General features: G+C 63.1%; 8 protein-coding genes and 2 pseudogenes. 7 read left to right on the top strand and 3 right to left on the bottom strand.

The features are described from left to right. Positions 1–383 precede the first annotated feature (383 nt). From JFU58_RS02440 to JFU58_RS02425, 4 genes and pseudogenes are all read left to right on the top strand, one after another. Positions 384–2,876 (top strand): annotated as a pseudogene (locus tag JFU58_RS02440) (non-ribosomal peptide synthetase); the annotation flags it as partial. Continuing rightward, on the top strand, positions 2,873–14,290 hold the full coding sequence (locus JFU58_RS02435) for a non-ribosomal peptide synthetase (RefSeq protein WP_201139784.1): 11,418 nt from the start codon (positions 2,873–2,875) through the stop codon (positions 14,288–14,290). The pseudogene JFU58_RS02440 and the gene JFU58_RS02435, both read left to right, overlap by 4 nt. Positions 14,291–15,135: 845 nt before the next feature. Beyond that, positions 15,136–16,287 carry a macrolide transporter subunit MacA gene (gene macA, locus JFU58_RS02430; RefSeq protein WP_063028805.1) on the top strand — a complete coding sequence of 384 codons (1,152 nt, stop codon included), beginning with the start codon at positions 15,136–15,138 and terminating at the stop codon, positions 16,285–16,287. Between the two features lie 3 nt (positions 16,288–16,290). Next, entirely contained in the window at positions 16,291–18,249 is a 1,959-nt protein-coding gene (locus JFU58_RS02425) for a MacB family efflux pump subunit (RefSeq protein WP_063028807.1), read from the top strand. Between the two features lie 123 nt (positions 18,250–18,372). Here the strand turns inward: JFU58_RS02425 and JFU58_RS02420 are convergent, their stop codons facing one another. Together JFU58_RS02420 and JFU58_RS02415 are read right to left on the bottom strand one after the other, a co-directional pair. Further along, complete coding sequence (locus tag JFU58_RS02420; protein ID WP_201139783.1) at positions 18,373–19,074, bottom strand: helix-turn-helix transcriptional regulator; 702 nt, start codon at positions 19,072–19,074, stop codon at positions 18,373–18,375. Between the two features lie 185 nt (positions 19,075–19,259). Beyond that, entirely contained in the window at positions 19,260–20,504 is a 1,245-nt protein-coding gene (locus JFU58_RS02415) for a methionine gamma-lyase (protein ID WP_201139782.1), read from the bottom strand. A 124-nt stretch (positions 20,505–20,628) separates the two neighbouring features. On the opposite strand from JFU58_RS02415, the gene JFU58_RS02410 reads away from it, so the two are divergent. After that, positions 20,629–21,099 carry an Lrp/AsnC family transcriptional regulator gene (locus tag JFU58_RS02410; RefSeq protein WP_063028813.1) on the top strand — a complete coding sequence of 157 codons (471 nt, stop codon included), beginning with the start codon at positions 20,629–20,631 and terminating at the stop codon, positions 21,097–21,099. 597 nt (positions 21,100–21,696) lie between these two features. Here JFU58_RS02410 and JFU58_RS02405 read toward each other — a convergent pair. Further along, positions 21,697–22,217: pseudogene (locus JFU58_RS02405) on the bottom strand (DUF3087 family protein). A gap of 153 nt (positions 22,218–22,370) precedes the next feature. On the opposite strand from JFU58_RS02405, the gene JFU58_RS02400 reads away from it, so the two are divergent. Then, positions 22,371–22,544 (top strand): hypothetical protein, encoded by a 174-nt coding sequence (locus tag JFU58_RS02400; RefSeq protein ID WP_201139781.1) that lies wholly within the window; start codon positions 22,371–22,373, stop codon positions 22,542–22,544. 24 nt (positions 22,545–22,568) lie between these two features. After that, entirely contained in the window at positions 22,569–22,763 is a 195-nt protein-coding gene (locus tag JFU58_RS02395) for a DUF6021 family protein (protein ID WP_063028817.1), read from the top strand. The last annotated feature ends 19 nt before the right edge of the window (positions 22,764–22,782 follow it).

The raw sequence follows: 22,782 nt of genomic DNA, 5'->3' as shown, positions 1-22,782 counted from the left end.
GCCGCTTGTTTGTTGCAGCATAGTTGAGCATGGCGTGCGTAACGGCGCCGCCACCCACTGCAACCGGGCCAGCGCCGCGAGTGGAGCGCCATGCCCAACAGCTACCAGCGCCGCACGCGACGACTCAATTCCGCAACGGCAAGGTATTGATGAACAGTTCCAACGCCGGCCGCCTTTGCCGCCGTGCATACAATGGCGCCAAATCACCACGGTGTCTCTGGCTCGCAGGGCCGCCATCGGGGCGGCGGGGGAGCGCTGCAGCGCTGACGCTTCCAGTAACCGCGCGCCTGAGTGCAGGTTGGGTCATACGGTGATCAGCCATTGTGGCTTCTCCGCCATCGTCTTCTGCAACGGCGGAATATGAATATCCCCAGCTTTCTTATGAGCCTACGCTGCCGTTCGGCCTTCAGGATGTGCAGGGCGATGGCAGTGCCATCGAAGAAGCCTGTGAAGCGTTATCACCGGCCTTGACCCAGCGCCTGCGCACTCAGGCGCGGTTGCTGGGCGTCAGCGCTGCCAGCATGTTCCACCTTGCCTGGGCGCAGGTGTTGGCCTGCACCTCGAGCCAGGACACCGTGGTGTTTGGCACCGTGTTGCTGGGCCGTATGCAGGGCGGCAAGGGCAGCGACCGGGCGTTGGGGATGTTCATCAATACCTTGCCGTTGCGGGTGGATGTCGTCGGCATCGGTGCGCGTGCGGCGGTAAAGGCGACCCATGCCCGGCTGACGGCACTGTTGGGGCATGAGCATGCCTCGCTGGCGCTGGCCCAGCGTTGCAGTGGAGTGGCGGCGCCGTTGCCGTTGTTCAGCGCCATGCTCAACTATCGCCACAGCGACAGCCAGCAAGCGGCGGTGTCCCCGGCCTGGCAGGGGATCGAAACCCTGGCCAGCGAGGAGCGCACCAACTACCCGCTGACCTTGAACGTGGATGACCAGGGCGACGGATTCCGGTTGACCGCGATGACCCCCGCGCAGATTGGCGCGCAGCGTATTTGCGGTTACATGCAGGCGGCGTTGCACGGGCTGGTGGAAGCGCTGGAGCAATCCCCGCAATTGCCGCTGGATCGCCTGTCGATCCTGGGCCCGCAGGAGCGCGAGCAACTGCTGTTCGGGTTCAACGCCACCGAGGTTGCCTACAACCTCGATCAGACCCTTCACGGCCTGTTCGAAGCCCAGGTTGAACGCACCCCCGATGCGCTGGCGGTGAAAGCGGGTGACCAACACCTGAGCTACCGCGAACTGAACGCGCGCGCCAATCAGTTGGCCCATCATCTGCGTGAGCTGGGGGTACAGCCGGATTCGCGGGTGGCGATGTGTGTGGAGCGTGGCCTGGAGATGGTCATCGGTCTGTTCGCCATTCTCAAGGCCGGTGGTGGTTATGTACCGCTGGACCCGGCGTATCCGCTGGAGCGAATCGCCTACATGCTGCAAGACAGCGCGCCGGCGGCGGTACTGGTGCAGGGCGAAACCCGTTCGCTGCTGGGCGATGTGGCGGTACCCGTGGTGGATCTGGACCGGAACACCTGGGAGCACCAGCCGCTGTCCAACCCACACGTCGACGGGCTGACCCCGCAGCATCAGGCCTACGTGATCTACACCTCCGGTTCCACCGGCCAGCCCAAGGGCGTGATCAACGAGCATGCAGGTGTGGTCAACCGCCTGCTGTGGATGCAGGACGCCTACGGCCTGACCGCCGGCGACGCGGTCTTGCAGAAGACCCCGTTCAGCTTTGACGTGTCGGTGTGGGAATTCTTCTGGCCCCTGTTCACCGGTGCCCGGTTGGTCATGGCGCGCCCCGGCGGGCACAAGGACCCGGCTTACCTGTGCGAGGTGATCGAAGCTGAACAGATCACCACCTTGCACTTTGTGCCGTCGATGCTCGACGTGTTCCTGGCTCACGGCGATGTCAGCCAGAGTGCCGGGCTGTTGCGGGTGATGTGCAGCGGTGAGGCCTTGCCCGGCAGCCTGGTGCGACGCTTCAAGCAGCAGTTGCCAGGCATCGGTTTGTACAACCTCTATGGCCCGACCGAAGCTGCGGTGGATGTGACCGCGTGGAACTGCGCAAGGCCCCTGGTGCCGGACAACACGCCTATCGGCAAACCGATTGCCAATACCCGCATGTACCTGCTGGACGCCCGGTTGCAGCCGGTGCCCTTGGGCGTGGTGGGCGAGCTGTTCATCGGTGGTGTTCAGGTCGCTCGCGGCTACCTGCATCGCCCTGAACTCACGGCCGAACGCTTCCTCAAGGACCCGTTCACTGCTGGCCGCATGTACCGCACCGGCGACGTCGGGCGCTACCTGCCGGACGGCAATATCGAGTACCTGGGCCGCAACGACGACCAGGTGAAAATCCGTGGCCTGCGCATCGAACTGGGGGAAATCCAGGCGCGGCTGACCGAATACCCGCAAGTCAATGAAGCAGCGGTGTTGGCCCGGGACGAGCGCCTGGTGGCGTACTACACCGGCGTGCAGGCGGATATCGAACAGCTGCGAGCCCATCTGCTGTCGCGTTTGCCGGACTTCATGGTGCCGGCGGTGTTCGTGCACCTGGAGGCCTTGCCGTTGAGCCCCAACGGCAAACTCGACCGCAAGGCGCTGCCGGCGCCAGGTGTTGAGTCGCAGATCGTGCGCGAGTACGAAGCCCCGGTGGGCGACACCGAAATCACCCTGGCGCGCTTGTGGGCCGAGCTGCTGAAGGTGGAGCGGGTAGGGCGGCATGACAATTTCTTCGAACTGGGCGGGCACTCGCTGCTGGCCGTCAGCTTGATCGGGCGCTTGCGTCAGGAAGGCATGGAAGCCGATGTGCGGGGGCTGTTCGAACAACCGACCCTGGCAGGCTACGCCGCAATTACCGAACGAATGGAGATCGTCCTGTGAGCATCATTGAACTGTTGGCGGCACTCAAGGCCAAGGATGTACAACTGGCGCTCAAGGGCGACCAGTTGTCGGTGCAGGGCAATAAACAGGCCCTGAGTGACCCGGCATTGGTGGCCTCGCTACGGGAACACAAGCCGGCGCTGATCGAGCTGATCAAGGCCGGGGAATACGCGGCCACCAAGGCCGGTGAAGTCGAGGTGCCGGCCAATGGCATTCCCGCAGGTGCCCAGCGGATTACCCCAGCGATGCTGACGCTGTCGAGCCTGAGCCAGGCCTCGATTGACCGCATCATCGAGACCGTCGACGGCGGCGCGGCCAACGTGCAGGACATCTACCCCCTGGCCCCGCTGCAGGAAGGCATTCTTTATCACCATGTGAGTGCCGAACACGGCGACCCCTACGTCATGCAGTCGCAGTTCGCCTTCGACAGCCTTGAGCGCTTCAAGGGGTTTGCCCAGGCGTTGCAGGGCGTGATGGACCGCCATGACATCCTGCGCACCGCCGTGATCTGGGAGGGCCTGGAAGAGCCTTCGCAAGTGGTATGGCGCGCGGCGCGATTGCCGGTGCAACGGATTGAACTGAACCCCGCCGACGGGGATATCGCGACCCAGTTGCATGGCCTGTTTGATGGCCGTCACTACCGGCTGGATGTCACCCGTGCACCGCTGGTGCGCCTGGTAGGCGCCTGGGACGAAGCCCGGCAGCGCATGGTTGCCTTGCTGCTGTTCCACCACATGGCCCTGGACCACAGCGCGCTCGACGTGGTGCGCCACGAAATGCAGGCCTACTTGCAGGGCCACGGGGATCAGTTGGGCCAGGCGGTGCCTTTTCGTAACTACGTGGCCCAGGCACGCCTGGGGATCAGCGAGCAGCAACACGAAGCGTTCTTTCGCGAAATGCTCGGGGACATCACTGAGCCGACCTTGCCGTTTGGTTTGCAGGATGTGCAGGGCGACGGCCAGGAGATTGCCGAAGTCGACTGGCCGTTGCCGCCAGCGCTCAATCAGCGTTTGCGGGCCCAGGCGCGGCAGTTGGGGGTGAGTGCCGCCAGCCTGTTCCATATGGGCTGGGCGCAGGTATTGAGTGCCCTGGCAGGCAAGGCGCAGGTGGTGTTCGGCACCGTCTTGATGGGCCGCATGCAGGGGGGACACGCCACGGACCGGGCCTTGGGGATTTTCATCAATACCTTGCCTTTTCGCGTGGATGTCGACGCCGAGACGGTGCGTGCCGGGGTCAAGGCCACGCACGCCCGGCTGACCACCTTGCTGCGTCATGAACACGCCGCCTTGGCCCTGGCCCAGCGTTGCAGCGGGGTGGCGGCGCCGACGCCGCTGTTCAGCGCGTTGCTCAACTATCGCCACAGTGGCTCGGGCACCAGTACCGACGCGGCGGCGGCCTGGCAGGGCATCGAGATCTTGAGCTCCGAGGAGCGCACCAACTACCCGCTGACCCTGAGTGTCGATGACCTGGGGGACGGATTTATCCTGCGCTTGCTGGCGAGTACCCAGGTCGATCCGCAGGCTGTTTGTGGTTATGTGCAAACGGCCCTGGAAAACCTGGTACAGGCGCTGGAGCAGGCGCCCGACACCCCGTTGAATCTTCTGTCGGTACTGCCCGAGGCTGAGCAGCGACACCTGCTGGAGCACTTTAACGCGACAGCGGCCGACTTCCCCCAAGGCACCACCCTGCACGGGCGTATCGAAGCGCAGACGTCGCTGACCCCGGACGCGGTGGCTGCGGTGTATCAAGGCCGTCAGCTGACCTACGGCGAATTGAACCAACAAGCCAACCTGCTGGCCCATCACCTGCTGGCCCTGGGGGTAAAACCCGACGACCGTGTGGCCATCGTCGCCCGGCGTGGGCTGGACACCCTGGCCGGATTGTTGGCGATCCTCAAGGCCGGTGCCTGCTACGTACCGGTGGACCCGTCGCACCCGGCCGAGCGCCTGAGCTACCTGCTCAGCGACAGCGCCCCGGTCGCGGTGCTGACGCAACACGCCCTGCTGGAGCGCCTGCCCGCGCTCGACGTGCCGGTGATCAACCTGGACCGTTTTACCTGGCATCACCATACGGCCAGCAACCCCCAAGTTTCCGTCACACCGTCCAACCTGGCCTACGTGATCTACACCTCCGGCTCCACCGGCCTGCCCAAAGGCGTGATGGTGGAACACCACACCGTGGCCAACCTGGTGGACTGGCATTGCACCGCGTTTGACCTGTGCGCCGGCCGACATACCGCCAGCGTTGCCGGTTTTGGCTTTGATGCGATGGCCTGGGAAGTCTGGCCGGCCCTGTGTGTGGGCGCGACCTTGCACCTGCCGCCGGCCCACGACGGCGCGGAAGATATCGATGCGCTGCTGGACTGGTGGCGTGCGCAACCGCTGGACGTGTGTTTCCTGCCCACGCCGGTGGCCGAATATGCGTTCAGCCAGAACATCGAACACCCGACCCTGCGCACCTTGCTGATTGGCGGCGACCGCCTGCGCCAGTTCACCCGGGCCCAACGTTTCGAGGTGATCAACAACTACGGTCCCACTGAAGCCACGGTGGTCGCCACCTCCGGGCGGATTGAGCCCGGTCAGCCGTTGCACATCGGCAAGCCCATCGCCAATGCCACGGTTTACCTGCTGGACGAACAGCAGCGCCCGGTGCCCTTGGGGGTTGCCGGTGAACTGTATGTGGGCGGCAAGGGCGTGGCGCGGGGTTATCTCAACCGTGCGGAAATGACCGCCGAACGCTTCCTGGATGACCCTTTCAACCCGGGCCGCATGTACCGTACCGGCGACCTCGCGCGCTGGTTGCCGGACGGGAACATCGAGTACCTGGGCCGCAACGACGACCAGGTGAAAATCCGTGGCGTGCGCATCGAGTTGGGAGAAATCGAAACCCGCCTCAACCAGTTGCCCGGTCTCCAGGAAGTGGTGGTGCTGGCCCGGGAAGACCAGCCCGGCCAGCCCCGGTTGGTGGCTTACTTCACCGAAAACCCGCAGTTCGATCCCCTCGATGTGGGCGATATTCGCACGCATCTGGTGGCCCACCTGCCGGACTACATGGTCCCGGTGGCCTACGTAAAACTCGATGCATTGCCCCTGACCGCCAACGGCAAGCTGGACCGCAAGGCCCTGCCAAAGCCGGACCTGGCCGCCGTCTTCACTCGCGAGTACGAAGCGCCTCATGGCGATATCGAAACCGTCCTCGCGCAAATCTGGGCCGATGTGCTGCAAGTGGAGCGCGTGGGGCGCCAGGATCATTTCTTTGAGTTGGGCGGCCATTCGTTGCTGGCCATGCGCATGGTGTCCCAGGTTCGCCAGCGCCTTGGGGTTGATCTGGCGCTGGGGGAACTGTTCGCCAATGCCGAACTGGCCGCCGTGGCGCAGGTGCTTGCCCAGGCCGGGCGCAGCACCTTGCCGGATATCCTGCCGGCGGCGCGGGACACGGAGTTGCCGTTGTCGTTTGCCCAGCAACGCCTGTGGTTTCTGGCGCTGATGGAGGGTGCCAACACCGCCTACAACATTCCTATCGGCCTGCGCTTGCGTGGGCAGTTGCACGTCGATGCGCTGCAACGGGCCCTGGCGCGGATCGTCGCGCGGCATGAAACCTTGCGCAGCCGTTTCGCCCAGCAGGATGACGACGCCCAGGTGCTGATCGTGCCGCCTGAAGAGGTGATGCCCCTGCAAGTGCAGGACCTGCGCCGCCACCCCGAAGCACAGCAGGTGCTGGACGCGTTGATCCAGGGCGAAGCCTCGGCGCCTTTCGATTTGCAGCGCGGCCCGCTGTTGCGCGGGCGCCTGGTGATCATGGCCGACGATCACCACGTGTTGCTGTTGACTATCCACCACATCGTGTCCGATGGCTGGTCCATGGGCGTGCTGACCCGTGAGCTGATGGCGTTGTACCAAGCCTTCAGCCGTGGTGAGGCTGACCCATTGCCGCCATTGCCGATCCAGTACAGCGACTTCGCCGTGTGGCAGCGCCTGTGGCTCAGCGGCGAAGTGCTGCATCGCCAGAGCAGCTATTGGCAGCAAACCCTGGCCGGTGCGCCGGCGTTGCTGATGTTGCCGACCGACCGCCCGCGTCCGGCCCAACAGGACTACGCCGGCAGCAGCGTCGACGTGCGCCTGGATGAACGCCTGACCGCCGGGCTCAAGGCCCTCAGCCAGCGCCACGGCACCACGCTGTACATGGTGATGATGACGGCGTGGGCCTCGTTGCTCGCGCGTTTGGCCGGGCAGGAGGAAGTGGTGATCGGTTCCCCCGTCGCCAACCGCCAGCGGGCCGAGGTGGAAGGCTTGATCGGGTTGTTCGTCAACACCCTGGCGGTGCGCATCGATACCTCGGGCGAGCTGAGTGCCGAGGCGCTGCTGGCGCGGGTCAAGGGGCTGGCCCTGGACGCCCAGGCTCATCAGGACTTGCCGTTTGAGCAGGTGGTGGAAATCACCCGGCCATTGCGCAGCCTGGCCCATAGCCCGCTGTTCCAGACGATGTTGACCTGGCAGGACAGCGATGCGCCGGTCTTGGCCCTGGGCGATCTGAGCCTTGAAGGGATTGTGGAGGACAGTCACTTTGCCAAGTTCGACCTGTCCCTGAACCTCGGCGAGACCCGGGGCGAAATTCGCGGCACCCTGGAATATGCCATCGCGTTGTTCGACGAGTCGACCATGCAACGCTATGTCGGCTATTTCACCCGCGTGCTGCAGGCCATGGTGGATAACGATCAGGCGGTTCTGGAACAGGCTGACTTGCTGGACGATCAGGAGCGCCAGCGTCTGCTGTTCGACTTCAACGACACCGCCGTGGATTACAACCTCGACCAGACGCTGCACGGTATGTTCGAAGCTCAGGTTGCACGAACGCCTGATGCGCTGGCGGTGAAGGCAGGCTCGGAGTGCCTGAGCTATCGCGAGCTGAACGAACGGGCCAATCAGTTGGCGCACCATCTGCGGGAGCTGGGTGTACAGCCGGATTCGCGGGTGGCGATTTGCGTCGAGCGCGGCCTGGAGATGGTGATTGGCCTGTTCGCAATCCTCAAGGCGGGCGGCGGTTATGTGCCGCTGGACCCGGCGTATCCGCTGGAACGTATCGCCTACATGCTCAAGGACTGCGCACCGGCAGCCGTGCTGGTACAGGGCGAAACCCGTTCACTGCTGGGCGACGTCACGGTGCCGGTGGTGGACCTGGACCGGAACACCTGGCAGCACCAACCAACGTCCAACCCACGGGTGGATGGGCTGACTGCGCAGCATCAGGCCTACGTGATCTACACCTCGGGTTCCACCGGCCAACCGAAGGGCGTGATCAACGAGCACGCGGGCGTGGTCAACCGCCTGCTGTGGATGCAGGACGAGTACGGGCTGACTGCCCAGGACAGGGTATTGCAGAAAACTCCGTTCAGCTTCGACGTGTCGGTGTGGGAGTTTTTCTGGCCGCTGTTCACCGGCGCACGGTTGGTGATGGCGCGTCCAGGCGGGCATAAAGACCCGGCCTACCTGTGTGATGTGATCGAGTCCGAGCAGATCACCACACTGCACTTTGTGCCTTCGATGCTGGACGTGTTCCTGGCCCACGGCGATGTCAGCCAGAGCGCCGGGCTGGTGCGGGTGATGTGCAGCGGCGAAGCGTTGCCCGGCAGCCTGGTGCGCCGTTTCAAACAGCAGTTGCCGGGCATCGGTTTGTACAACCTCTACGGCCCGACGGAAGCGGCGGTGGACGTGACGGCGTGGGATTGCGCCGGGCCTGTCACGCCGGACAACACCCCCATCGGCAAGCCGATCGCCAACACCCGCATGTACCTGCTGGACGGGCAGTTGCAGCCCGTGCCATTGGGCGTGGTGGGCGAGCTGTTCATCGGTGGCGTGCAAGTGGCGCGGGGTTACCTGCACCGTCCTGAGCTGACGGCCGAACGCTTCCTCAAGGACCCGTTCAGCGCAGGCCGGATGTACCGCACCGGCGACGTCGGGCGCTACCTACCGGACGGCACCATCGAGTATTTGGGCCGCAACGATGACCAGGTGAAAATCCGTGGCCTGCGTATCGAACTGGGTGAGATTCAGGCGCGACTGCTGCAATACCCGCAGATCAACGAAGCCGCCGTGGTGGCCCGTGACTCACGGCTGGTGGCTTACTACACCGGTGTGCAGGCCGACATCGATGCCCTGCGCAGCCACCTGCTGGAGCAACTGCCGGACTACATGGTGCCGGCGATCTTCATGCACCTGGAGGCCTTGCCTCTGAGTCCCAACGGCAAGCTCGACCGCAAGGCATTGCCGGTACCGGGCCTGGAATCGGTGATCGCCCGGGAATACGTCGCGCCTGTGGGTGAAACCGAAATCACCCTGGCCGGCCTCTGGGCCGATTTGCTCAAGGTGGAGCGGGTGGGTCGGCATGACAATTTCTTCGAGCTGGGCGGCCACTCGCTGCTGGCCGCCAGCCTGATTGGCCGCATGCGCCGGGTCGGGTTGTCGGCGGATGTGAAAGTGCTGTTTGGTCAACCCACCCTTGCAGCCTTGGCGGCTGCCGTGGGTAGTGGGCGCGAAGTGGTGGTGCCGGCCAATGGGATTGCTGCGGATTGCACGCGGATCACCCCGGACATGCTGACGCTGGTGAACCTGGAGCAACCCGTCATCGACCGCCTTGTCGCGAGCATTCCCGGCGGCGCGGCCAACGTGCAGGACATCTACCCGCTGGCGCCGTTGCAGGCCGGGATCCTGTATCACCATCGCGCAGTACAACAGGGTGACGCGTACCTGTTACAGGCGCAGTTTGCCTTCGCCAGCGTCGAGCGCCTTGAAGCGTTTGCCCAGGCGTTGCAAGCGGTGATCGAGCGGCAGGATATCCTGCGCTCGTCGATGCACTGGGACGGGCTGGAAGAGCCGGTACAAGTAGTGTGGCGCCGGGCGTCGTTGCAGGTCGAGGCGATTCAGGCGACGGGGAATGTGCTGGAGCACTTGCAGGCGCGCTTCCATCAGCACCGGCTGGATCTGGGGCAGGCGCCGTTGATGCGCCTGGTGTACGCCGAGGACCCGGCCAACCAACGGGTGGTTGCGTTGTTGCTGTTCCATCATCTGGTGATGGACCACGTGGCGCTGGAAGTCCTGCAGCATGAGATGCAAGCCTGTCTGCTGGGCCGTCGCGAGCAGTTGGGTGCGGCGGTGCCGTATCGCAACTATGTGGCGCAGACGCGCTTGGGCATGCGTGAGGACGAGCACGAAGCCTTCTTCCGCGAGATGCTCGGGGAGATTGATGAGCCGACGCTGGCGTTGAATGCACCGGGTGAAGCACAGCAGGCGCGTCTGAGTGTCGACCCGCTGCTGAGCGGGCGCCTGCGCACCCTGGCGCGTCATCTTGGGGTAAGTGCGGCGAGCCTGATGCACTTGGCTTGGGCGCAGGTATTGGGCAAGGTTTCCGGCCGTGAGCAGGTGGTGTTCGGCACCGTGTTGCTGGGCCGGTTGCAAGGCGGTGAAGGCGCCGAGCGCGCATTGGGGGTGTTCATCAATACCTTGCCGCTGCGGATCGACCTGGGTGAGCGCACGGTGCACGCGGCGCTGATGGCGACCCATGCCAGCCTGACTCAACTGCTCAGTCACGAGCATGCGCCACTGGCCCTGGCCCAACGTTGCAGCGGGTTGCCGGCCAATACACCGCTGTTCAGCGTGCTGTTCAACTATCGCCACAGTGCGCCGCACGCTGGTGGGGTGGCTGAAGCCTGGCAGGGCATGCACGTGCTCAAGGCCGAGGAACGCACCAACTTTGCCCTGTCCCTGAGTGTCGATGACCTGGGTGACGGGTTTGGCTTTGATGTCATGGGGCAGGGCGCGGCACGCCTCTGTGAGTACCTGCATGTCGCCCTGGAACACCTGGTGCAGGCCCTGGAGCAAAATGCAGCGGGCCCAATCAGCCAATTGTCGATTCTGCCGCCGGCGGAGCGTGAAAAGCTGCGGGTGGAGTTCAACGCCACCCAACGGGAGTTCCCTCGTGAACATACCGTGCAGCGCCTGTTCGAAGCCCAGGCCCAGGCGCGCCCGAACGCCATCGCTGTGGCTCATGGCGAGGACACCCTGAGTTACGGCGCGCTGAACACCCGCGCCAACCAACTGGCCCATCACCTGCGCACCCTGGGCGTGCAGCCCGGCGACCATGTGGCGATCCTGCTGCCGCGCTCGATTGACCTGCTGCTCAGTCAACTGGCAATCCTGAAATGCGCGGCGGCCTACGTGCCGCTGGACATCAACGCCCCGGCCGAGCGCCAGGCCTTTATGGTTCAGGACAGCGGCGCGGTCTGGCTGTTGACCCACAGCAGCGAGTCCGTCGAGTACCCGGTCCGGCGCATCGACCTCGACACCCTGGCGCTGGACCCGCAACCGAGCCACAACCCGGACCTGTCGCAGACCTCGGAGCGGGTGGCGTACATCATGTACACCTCCGGCTCCACCGGCACCCCCAAAGGCGTGCTGGTACCGCACCGGGGCATTACGCGGCTGGTGATCAATAACGGCTACGCCGATTTCAACGCCCACGACCGTATGGCGTTCGCCTCCAACCCGGCGTTCGACGCGAGCACCATGGACGTGTGGGGGCCGTTGCTCAACGGCGGCCAGGTGCTGGTGATCGACCATGCCACCTTGCTCGACCCGGGTGCGTTTGGTCGTGCATTGAAGGCGGGCGAGGCTACGGTCCTGTTCGTCACCACCGCGCTGTTCAACCAGTACGTGCAGCTGATTCCTGACGCGTTGGCCGGGCTGCGCATCCTGTTGTGCGGCGGCGAACGGGCGGACCCGGCGGCATTCCGCAGCCTGCTGGCCCGGGCGCCGGCGTTGCGCCTGGTGCACTGCTATGGCCCGACGGAAACCACCACCTACGCCACCACCTATGAGGTGCAGGCGATCGCCGCCGATGCTGAAAGCGTGCCGATCGGCAGGCCGATTTCCAACACGCAAATCCATGTGCTGGATGCGCACTTGCAGCCGGTGCCGCTGGGTGTAGTCGGGGAAATCTGCATTGGCGGGCACGGCGTGGCCAAGGGGTATCTGAACCGGCCGGAGCTGACGGCCGAAAAATTCGTCGATGATCCATTTGGCGATGGTTTGCTCTACCGCACCGGCGACCTTGGGCGCTGGTCGGCGGACGGGCTGCTGGAGTGCATCGGTCGTAATGACGACCAGGTGAAGATCCGTGGCTTCCGCATCGAGTTGGGTGAAATCGAAGCGCGCCTGGCGACCTGCAACGGGATCAAGGATGTGGTGGTGCTTGCGCGGGAAGATGCGCCTGGCGATAAGCGCCTGGTGGCGTACTACACCGGCGAGCCGCTCGCCGTTGACGTTCTGCGCAGTCATCTGCTGCTGCACCTGCCGGACTACATGGTGCCCTCGGCCTATGTGCCGCTGGAAAAAATGCCCCTGACGGCCAACGGCAAAGTCGACCGCAAGGCCCTGCCGGTGCCTGCGATGGAAGCGCTGGTAAGCCGTGTGTTTGAAGCCCCGGCCAATGAGCTGGAACAGACCCTGGCCCGCCTCTGGGGCGAAGTGTTGAGGTTGGAGCAGGTCGGTCGGCACGACAGTTTCTTTGAACTGGGCGGGCATTCGCTGCTGGCGATCCGGCTGGTCAACCTGATGGAAGAGGCGGGGCTTGAGGTGTCGTTGGCCGAGCTGTTCCAGCATGCCAGCGTCGCTTCGGTCGCCTCGATGCTTGGCCAGCGTACGACGCGGGAGGACGACAGCGCGCTGATCACCGTGCGCGCCAGCGGCAGCCAGCCGCCATTGTTCCTGGTGCACGAATTCAGCGGCATGGACGTGTATTTCCCGGCGCTGGGCCGGCATTTGCTGGGGGATTACCCGATCTACGGCTTGCCCGGTGCGCCCCTCGGTGAACCGCAGTTGCAGACCATGGAAGGCCTGGCGGCGCGGCTGGTGGGGATCATTCGGTCGGTGCAGCCCCATGGGCCGTATCGGCTGGCGGGTTGGTCGTTTGGTGGGGTGTTGGCTTATGAAGTGGCGATGCAACTGCAGGGCCTGGACGAGCCGGTGGCGTTCCTCGGGTTGATCGACAGCTACGTGCCGCGCATGACCGACCAGGGCAAGGCGCGCTGGGCCGGGCCGGATGCCCTCAAGCGGCATTTGCTGTTGCAGTGCATGGCGTATTGGAAGGCACAGGGAGGTGTGGATGAGCTGGCAAGCCTTGAGCAACTGGAAGCGCAGATTGGACAGCTGGATTTTGCTGGGCTGTTGCAACGCTGCCGCGATCGGCATTTGTTGTACGCGCAGATGGCGGCGGCTTCGGACGCGGACCTGTTGAATTTTATCGAGCGGGAAGTCGGACATGGGCACGCGCTCGCGCATTACAGCCTGTTCCCGATGCCGTTGGCGGTGCACCTGTTCAGCGCCGCAGAGCGGCCGACGGAGCTGTCGCGGCGCAGCCTGGATTTGGGTTGGAATGAAGCGTTGGCCCCTGGGCAACTGCGCCAGGTTGAAGTGCCGGGGGATCACCAGAGCATGATGCAGGCACCGCATATCCAGGCGTTGGGGCAGGCGTTGGGTGAGGCTCTGGCATTGAGTGAGGCTCCGAGTGTTGCGGTGCATCAGCCGTTGTTGCGGATCCAGAGTGGCCGCGCCGGGCATGCGCCGATTTTCTGTGTGCCGGGGGCGGGGGATAGCGTGACCGGGTTTGTGGGGTTGACCGAGGCGCTGGGCCGGGACTGGCCGATCTTTGGCTTGCAGCCGCGTGGGCTGGATGGGGAGGTGGTGCCGCATAGCCAGGTTGAGGCGGCGGCGCGCTGTTATTTGCAGGCCTTGGAGCAGGAGTGTCCTTCGGGGCCGGTGCATCTGGTTGGGCATTCGTTTGGCGGCTGGGTGGTGTTTGAAATGGCCGCGCGGTTGCAAGACCAGGGGCGTGAGGTGGCGTCGTTGACGTTGATCGACAGCGAGGCGCCCGGGGGGAATGGGGTGGTGGGTCGGCCCTATACCACGACGGCGGCGTTGTTACGGCTGATTGAGTCGATGCAGGTGGCTTCGGGTAAGTCGCTGGGGATTGATGCGGTGGATTTTGCCGGGCGCGATGAAGTGGAGCAGCGACGGTTGTTGCATGCGGGGATGGTGGGGGTCGGGTTGTTGCCGGTGCGGTCTTCAGTGGATGCCATGGATGGGCCGGCGCGCACGTATGCGTCGGCGTTGCGTACGGTTTATCGGCCTGGTCGGCGGTATGAGGGGGTGGTGCGGTTGGTGTTGGCGGAGGATCCGACCCTGGATGCGGCGGGGAATCAGCGGGAGCAGGGGTTGATGGTTGAAGGGTGGCGCCAGTGCACCGGGTCGTTGGAGGTTTGGTATGGGCCGGGGAATCATTTTTCGCTGCTCAAGGCGCCGAATGTTTTTAGTTTGGCGGCTTGGTGGCGGGATGGGGTTGTGGTTGGGGAGCGGGTTTCGTGAGTGTACATATCCGTTGCTGCGGTAACGGCGGCTTATGGTTCCGCTCTTACAGCGGGTCACTTTTGGCAAACGCCCCAAAAGTAACCAAAAGGTCTTTGCCCCACCACTCGGTGCCTCGCTCAGGCTCGGCATGCCCGCACTCCGGCCCGATTCCGCGGGCCGCCGCGACGGGCCATCCATGGCCCGGCGCGGCTAAATCGGCATCCTTGCCGATTTACCCGCTCCACCGTGCCTGCTTGCGGCCATCGTGGTTAACGGGGCCCGCAGATCAAGATCAAAAGCCAGATCAACAGCAAGAGCACGGCGGCCTGAAAGCCGACCTGAGTGTTAGAAGCAAAGGCAAAAGCTGCTTTTCTGTAGGAGCTGGCTTGCCTGCGATGCAGACACCTCGGTGTATCAGGCAGACCGAGGTGATGCCATCGCAGGCAAGCCAGCTCCCACATTTGACCGTGCCGGCTTTGGCTTTTGATTTTGCTCTTCAACACTCAAGCCGGCCGGTAGGCCGCTGTGCTCTTGCTGTTGATCTTGATTTTGATCTTAGGCGCCCCGTTAAACCACGCTGGCCGAACGCAGGCTTTGGAGCGTGGGTAACCCGGCAGGACGCCGGGTTAGCCGTCCTGGGCCAAGGATGGCCCATGACGGCGGCCCACGCTCCAAAGCCGGAGTGAGGGCACACCGAGCCTAGGCGAGGTGCCGAGTGGTGGGGCAAGAGCGTTTTGCTTACTTTTGCGCTTTTCAAAAGTGAGCCGCTGTAAGAGCGGAACCAATATCAGCCGTTATCAAAAAAACGGATATGTACTCCGAGCCAAAAGCCGGACCCATTTCAACACCTCTTATGGTCATTTATGGAAAAGTCAAAGTATCGAAAAGCAGGATTGGCCCTGGTGTTGACCGTCGCAGCGGGCCTGATTATCTACACCGTGCAGGCCCCGGCAGACGCACCGCAATACCTGACCGCCACCGCTGAACGCAGTGACATCGAAAACGCCGTCCTGGCCACCGGCTTGCTCGAAGGCGTCAAACAGGTCGACGTCGGCGCCCAGGTCTCCGGCCAGCTCAAGTCCTTGAAGGTAAAGGTCGGCGACAAGGTCAAGAAAGGCCAATGGCTCGCCGAAATCGACCCGTTGATCCTGCAAAACACCCTGCGCAAAGCCGAGGTCGACGAAGAAAACCTCCAGGCCCAACGCCGCGCCACCGCGGCGCAACTCAAGGAAACCAAATCCGTCTACGAGCGCTACCAGGGCCTGCAAGAGGACGAATCCGTGTCCCGCCAGGACTTCGAAACCGCCGAATCCAACTACGAAGTGCAACGCGCCAACCTGATGTCCCTCGACGCCCAGATCAAAAGCGCCCACATCCAGATCGACACCGCCAAGATCAACCTGGCCTACACCCGCATCGTCGCGCCGATCGATGGCGACGTGGTGGGCATCGTCACCCAGGAAGGCCAGACCGTGATCGCCAGCCAACTGGCACCGGTCCTGCTCAAGCTCGCCGACCTCGACACTATGACCGTCAAGGCCCAGGTCTCCGAGGCCGACGTGATCCACATCAGCCCCGGCCAGCAGGTGTACTTCACCATCCTCGGCGAGGCCGACAAGCGCTACTACGCCAAACTGCGCGGCACTGAACCCGCCCCGCAAAACTTCCTTGAAACTCAGACCGCCGGCACCCCCAAACAAAACACCGCGGTGTTCTATAACGCGCTGTTCGACGTACCCAACCCCGACCACCGCCTGCGCATCGCCATGACCGCCCAGGTGCGCATCGTGCTCGACACCGCCAAGGCCGCACTGACCGTGCCGGTGGCCGCACTCGGCCCGCGTAATGCCGACGGCAGCTTCCCGGTACGGGTGCTGGACGCCAAGGGCAAGGCCAACACGCGGCAGGTGCAGACCGGCATCAACAACAACGTCAAGGTGCAGATCCTCGATGGCCTGGCCGAAGGCGACAAGGTGGTGATCGGCGATCCATCGCCCGCCGTGGCGGGGGGCTGATTGATGACTCAGCCACTGCTGGAGCTTAAAGGCATCGTGCGCAGTTTCATGGCCGGTGACCGCGAATTCATTGCCCTCAAGGGCATCGACCTGACTATCCATGCCGGGGAAATGGTGGCGATCACCGGGGCCTCGGGCTCGGGTAAATCGACCCTGATGAACATCCTCGGCGGCCTCGACTACGCCACTGCCGGCAGCTACAAGATCAATGGCATCGAAACCCGCACCCTGGGGGATGAGCAACTGGCCGAGCTGCGCCGCGACTACTTCGGTTTTATCTTTCAGCGTTACCACTTGCTGGCGCACTTGAGCGCGTTGCACAACGTGGAAATGCCGGCGATTTATGCCGGTACGCCGGAAACCGCCAGGCATAGTCGGGCAGGGGAATTGCTGGCGCGACTGGGTTTGTCGGGGCATTTGACCCATCGGCCGAGCCAGCTATCCGGCGGCCAGCAACAGCGGGTGAGTATCGCCAGGGCCTTGATGAATGGCGGGGAAGTGATCCTCGCCGACGAACCCACCGGCGCCCTCGACACCCATAGCGGCAAGGAGGTGATGCGCATCCTGGCCGAGCTGCATGCCGCCGGGCACACGGTGATCATCGTCACCCATGACCCGAAAGTTGCGGCCAATGCCCAGCGGATCATTGAGGTGCGCGATGGCGAGATCGTCAGTGACCGCGCCAATGAGAGCGTCGGCCTCGACCTGCCCACCGAAGCCCCCATCGAGCCCAAGCGCAGTGGTGCGCGCAAGTTGGTGGCGAGCCTCGGGCTGTTCAAAGAGGCCTTCAACATGGCCTGGGTGGCGCTGATTTCCCATCGCATGCGCACCTTGCTGACTATGCTTGGCATCGTCATCGGCATCACCTCGGTGGTGTCGATCTCGGCCATCGGCGAAGGCGCCAAGCGCTATGTGCTCAAGGACATCCAGGCCATTGGCAGCAACACCATCGACATCTTTCCCGGCAAGAGTTTCGGTGACAGCCGCGCCTCGGCCATCGAGACATTGTTGCCGTCGGATGTGGAGGCGCTGAACCAGCTCTATTACGTCGACAGCGCCACGCCGGTGGTGGGGCGCAACCTGTTGTTGCGCTACGGCAACATCGACCTGGATGCCCAGGTCAATGGCGTCAGCGACCGCTACTTCCAGGTCAAGGGCCTGAAGCTCGAAGCCGGGATTACCTTCAGCGAAAGCGACGCCCGGCGCCAGGCCCAGGTGGTGGTGATCGACCACAACACGCGCCATCGGTTGTTCGGGCCCGGGGTGGATCCGTTGGGCCAGGTGATCCTGGTGGGCAGCCTGCCGTGCACGGTGATCGGGGTGACGGCGGACAACAAAAACATGTTCGCCGCCAGCAAGGCGTTGAACGTGTGGGTGCCGTATGAGACGGCAGCGGGGCGGCTGTTGGGCCAGCGTCATCTGGACAGCATCACCGTGCGCATCAAGGACGGCCAGCCGAGCAAGGTGGTGGAAGAGAACGTCACCAAACTGATGTTGCAGCGCCACGGCACCAAGGATTTCTTTACCAACAACCTCGACAGCATCATGCAGACGGTGCAGAAAACCAGCCGGTCCCTGGCGTTGCTGCTGTCGTTGATCGCGGTGATTTCGTTGCTGGTGGGGGGCATCGGGGTGATGAATATCATGCTGGTGTCGGTGACTGAGCGCACCCGTGAGATCGGGATTCGCATGGCAGTGGGCGCACGGCAATCGGATATTCGCCAGCAGTTCCTGGTGGAAGCGGTGATGGTCTGCCTGATTGGCGGGATGATTGGCATCTCGCTGTCATTCGCCATTGGCTATCTGTTTTCGTTGTTTGTGAAAGAGTGGGAAATGGTGTTTTCCCTGGGATCGGTGGTGACGGCGTTTGCGTGTTCGACGCTGATCGGGATTGTGTTCGGGTTTGTGCCGGCGAGGAATGCGGCGCGGCTGGATCCGATTGAAGCCCTGGCCCGGGATTAAGCCGGGTAGAGATCAACATGTGGGAGCGGGCTTGCTCGCGAATGCGGTGGATCAGTCACACATGTATTGACTGACACACCGCATTCGCGAGCAAGCCCGCTCCCACATTTGTCCTGCGGTGTTCTAGAGCGTTGCGTTTTCTTCTGTGGCGTACATCCACCGCATCAACGAATGCCGTCCACTGATGCCCATCTTGATCGCCGCCCGCTTGAGGTAGCTCTCGATGGTGTTGACCTTCAGCGCCAACTGCTCCGCCAGTTCCGGGGCGGTACGCCCGGCCAGCAACCCCACGCACACCTCCAGCTCACGGCTGGACAGGGCCAGCCCCGATTGCGCGAGGCGTTCTTCAAAGCGCCGGCGCAAGGTGTCGATGCCTGGTTGCTGCGGCGCTTCACTGTCGGGGCCGCAGGGTTGCAGGGCACTGATGTGCTTTTCAACCATCGGCAGCAGCAACGAGGAGAAGTCTTGCAGGATGATCCGTTCCTGATGGGAAAAGCTTTCCGAGGGGTTCGAGCGATACACCGACAGCACGTAGCTGACGTCATCCTTGCGCCGGGTCAGGTGCAACTGTGCGGCGGCCTGGGCTTCGTCGAGTCCGGGCACCGCGTCGGTGTACACCGGGCTGATCCCCATCATTCGCGAACTGCCGGCCTTGCGCGGGGCGTGTTCCCTTGGACTCACGGGCATTTGGGTGATGTGCGTGGCGTCGACTGCCAGTTGGGTGAGGATCAGGTCATGCAGCATGCGCGGGAAATGTCGGCTGCCGGTGCTGGCGATGACTTTGCCAATGTGGGGGAACAGGTGTGAGTTCATCATTTCATCCATGAGTTTCAAGGAGGGCGGCGTACAGGGCAGTGATCTCCATGACTGCCGCCTCGTATGCTAGTACAGGCTTTCGCAAACGGGCCAATGAATGGATCAAATTTTTTGCAGTGCGGGGCGCAACGGGAAAAGCCCGACCTTTTCAGGCCGGGCTATTGGTAAACGTCGCGCCTGCGTGTGAATTTACCTCAAGCGTGATGAACGTTTTGCTGCACAACCCTGGATTTCGGTTTCAGGGCACAGGCGTGCAGTGCCTGCTCAACGTCCGCCAACAGATCGGCGACATCCTCAAGACCCGCCGAGAGCCGCACCAACCCTTCGGAAATCCCGTGGTGGGCGCGTTGTTCCGGGGTGTAGGTGGAGTGGGTCATGCTGGCCGGGTGCTGGGCCAGTGACTCGGCGTCCCCCAGGCTCACCGCCCGGGTGAACAGCTTGAGGGCGTTCATGAACCGTCGGCCCATCTCGATGCCGCCCTTGAGTTCAAACGCGATCATGCCGCCGGATTGTTTCATCTGCCGGGCGGCCAATTCGTATTGGGGGAAGGAGCTCAGGCCGGGGTAGGTCACCCATTCCACCAAGGGATGGGCCTGCAAGGCTTCGGCGATGGCCAGGGCGTTGCTGCAATGACGGTCCATGCGCAGGGCCAGGGTCTTGAGGCCGCGCATCAACAGGGCGGCATCCTGGGGCGACATCACCGCGCCGGTCAGGTCCTTGAGCCCTTGCAGACGAATGCGCTGGGCCAGGGCCTGGCTGCTGACGGCGATGCCGGCGGTGATATCGCCGTGGCCGCTGAGGTATTTGGTGGCCGAGTGCACCACCACGTCGGCGCCCATTTCCAGCGGGCGTTGCAGGTAGGGAGTGCAGTAGGTGTTGTCTACCACCACGGTGATGCCGGGTTGTTGGTGGGCGATTTCGGCGACGGCGGCGATGTCCACCAGTTGCAGGTTGGGGTTGGCCGGGGTCTCGAAATAGATCATGCGCGTGGCCGGGTTGATGGCCTCGCGCAGGGCGGCCAGGTCGGTGAGGTCGACGTGGCGCACTTTGATGCCGAACTCGCCGATGCCGTGATGCAGCAGGGCGAAGGTGCAGCCGTAGAGGGTCTGGCTGACGATGATTTCGTCACCGGGGCGCAGCAGGGTCCAGAACGTCGCGGCAATCGCGCCCATGCCGGAGCTGAAGGCTACCGCGGCTTCGCCGTTTTCCAGGGTGGCCATGCGCGCTTCCAGCAGGGCCAGGGTGGGGTTGGAGATGCGGGTGTAGAAGTGCCCGCTCTCTTCGCCGGCAAAGCAGGCGGCGCCGTATTCGGCGGTGGGGAAGGCGAAGGTGGCCGACAGATAAATGGGCGGCACGAGGGCGCCGTGGTGGTCTTGAGGGTCGTAGCCGTGGTGGATGGCACGGGTGGAAAAGCCGAATGTATTGTGTTTATTTTTCATGGTCGGACGCTCCTTATTTCCTACAATGCTATGCTTATAACTGCGGCCGAATGTTCCATAGTTTGCTGGGAAAACCCGGCAGATTGGGATGAAGTACAATAAAAATGACGTTTTGAGGCAAGATATGCCTATTCATCTGGATCGGACTGACAAGGCGCTTTTAAACGCCTTGCAGGGCAATGCGCGGTTGACGGTGGCGGAGTTGGCGGAGCGGGTGTCGCTGACCACTTCGCCGTGTTGGCGGCGGGTGAAGAACCTCGAGGACAGCGGGGTGATTGGGGGTTATCAGGCGATCCTGTCACCCAAGGCGCTGGGGTATGGGGTGACGGCGTTTGTCAGCATCATGATGGACACGCACTCCCGCGAAGTTGCCCGGGCGTTTGAGCAACGGTTGCTGGAGATTCCCGAGATTGTGGCGTGTCATAACGTTTCGGGGCGGTATGATTTTTTGTTGGAAGTGGTGGCGAAGGATCTGGAGTCGTTTGGGGAGTTTGCCCGGGAGGTGTTGCAGAGCTTGCCGTGTGTTAAGGAGATTTATTCGAGTTTTTCTTATAAGTCGGTGCGGCCGTTGCGGGTGATTCCGTTGCCGGAGTGATTGACTGTGTACATATCCGTTGCTGCGGTAACGGCCGCTTATGGTTCCGCTCTTACAGCGGGTCACTTCAAAATCAAAAGCAGATCAAAAGCACGCAGCCTCGCTGGCGCTCGACAGCTGCTACGGGCGGGATGGCTCTGTTTTTCTGTGGGAGCTGGCTTGCCTGCGATGCAGACAAATCGGTACATCAGACACACCGAGGTGATGCCATCGCAGGCAAGCCAGCTCCCACATTTGACCGTGCCCGCTTCTGATTTTGCTTCACCACACTCAAGCCGGCCGGTAGGCCGCTGTGCTCTTGCCTTTGATCTTGATTTTGATCTTGATCTTAGGCGCCCCGTTAAACCACGCTGGCCGAACGCAGGCTTTGGAGCGTGGGTAACCCGGCAGGACGCCGGGTTAGCCGCGCTGGGCCAAGGATGGCCCATCGCGGCGGCCCACGGTCCAAAGCCGGAGTGAGGGCACACCGAGCCCTAGCGAGGTGCCGAGTGGTGGGGCAAGAGCGTTTTGCTTACTTTTGCGCTTTTCAAAAGTGAGCCGCTGTAAGAGCGGAACCATAAGCGGCCGTTACCGCAGCAACGGATATGCACACCCCAATCAGCGAGCCTTAACAGCCTCAACCCACCCCGGATCCAACCGCGTCTGGTCAGGCTCAATCCCCAACCCCCGCATCTTCTCCAGATGCTCATCAACCTCCCGCACCAACTGCGCCTGAGAACTCGAATTAGCGTCCAGTTCGTGCATCTGCATCAACCCAAGGTGATAAAACCGCAGCAACTTGATCGCCACCGGATCATTCGCCTTCACCCCGTCAGTCACCTTGTGCATCACATTCGTCACACTCATCAAACTGCGCTTGAGCTGCCACCCATACACCGCCGGCGCCAGCCACGCCTGGCTCCAGAACGGCCCCCGCACCAACCCCACGGTAATCAACACCCCGGCAAACACCCCGCCCACATTAAAGCGAAAGTTATCCCCCCAGGCTCACCAAACACCATCACCGCCAAGCTGGAAAGCACCATCGCCAACACCACAAACAGCCCCGCGACAATCAGCGTGCTACGGCGGGTCTGCTGGCGAAAGGTAATCGGGTCGCAGGGTTTGAGCTCAAACATCCGGGTGCAGTCTCCATGGGCTGAGTAAGGGTATAGCGTCGGCCGGCATCTTCTCATGCTTCGCCCGTCGGAGTGACGGTAATCAGGTTGAACGATGGATCAGCGCAATTTCTCTAACCCCTGTAGGCAACCGACCCCCAAGCGAGGTGAACCATGACCCGGTACCAGCAACAGCCGCCCGGCACACCCAACCCCGACCGCACCCCGGGCGAAGAGGAACGTGACAACGACGCCCTGCGCCCCAACGATCCCGCCGAACGGCAAGACGACGAAGTGCAGGTCGAAGAAGACCTGGAAAACCTGCACGATAAGGCCCGCCCGTTGTAAACCCGGCGCGTCAAGGAGACAGCTATGACTAACAGTACAAGCGGCCCGCATTCATCGGAGCACTCCAGCGGCAAGGACGAATTGGGCTTCGATCCCGATTCCCCGGACGTCGCCGACCCGCAGGTCGACCCGGTAGGCCCTGCCATTGCCCCGTTGGACAAGCCAGAAAAAACCGGCAAGAAGCCGGCCTATGATCCCCTCGGTGATCTGAAGAAGTGAAACAAGCCCCGCCGTCGAG

Source organism: Pseudomonas sp. TH34 (assembly GCF_016650865.1).
In the GTDB taxonomy this organism is placed as follows: Bacteria; Pseudomonadota; Gammaproteobacteria; order Pseudomonadales; family Pseudomonadaceae; genus Aquipseudomonas; species Aquipseudomonas yamanorum.
This window is presented reverse-complemented; position numbering and strand designations above follow the sequence as displayed.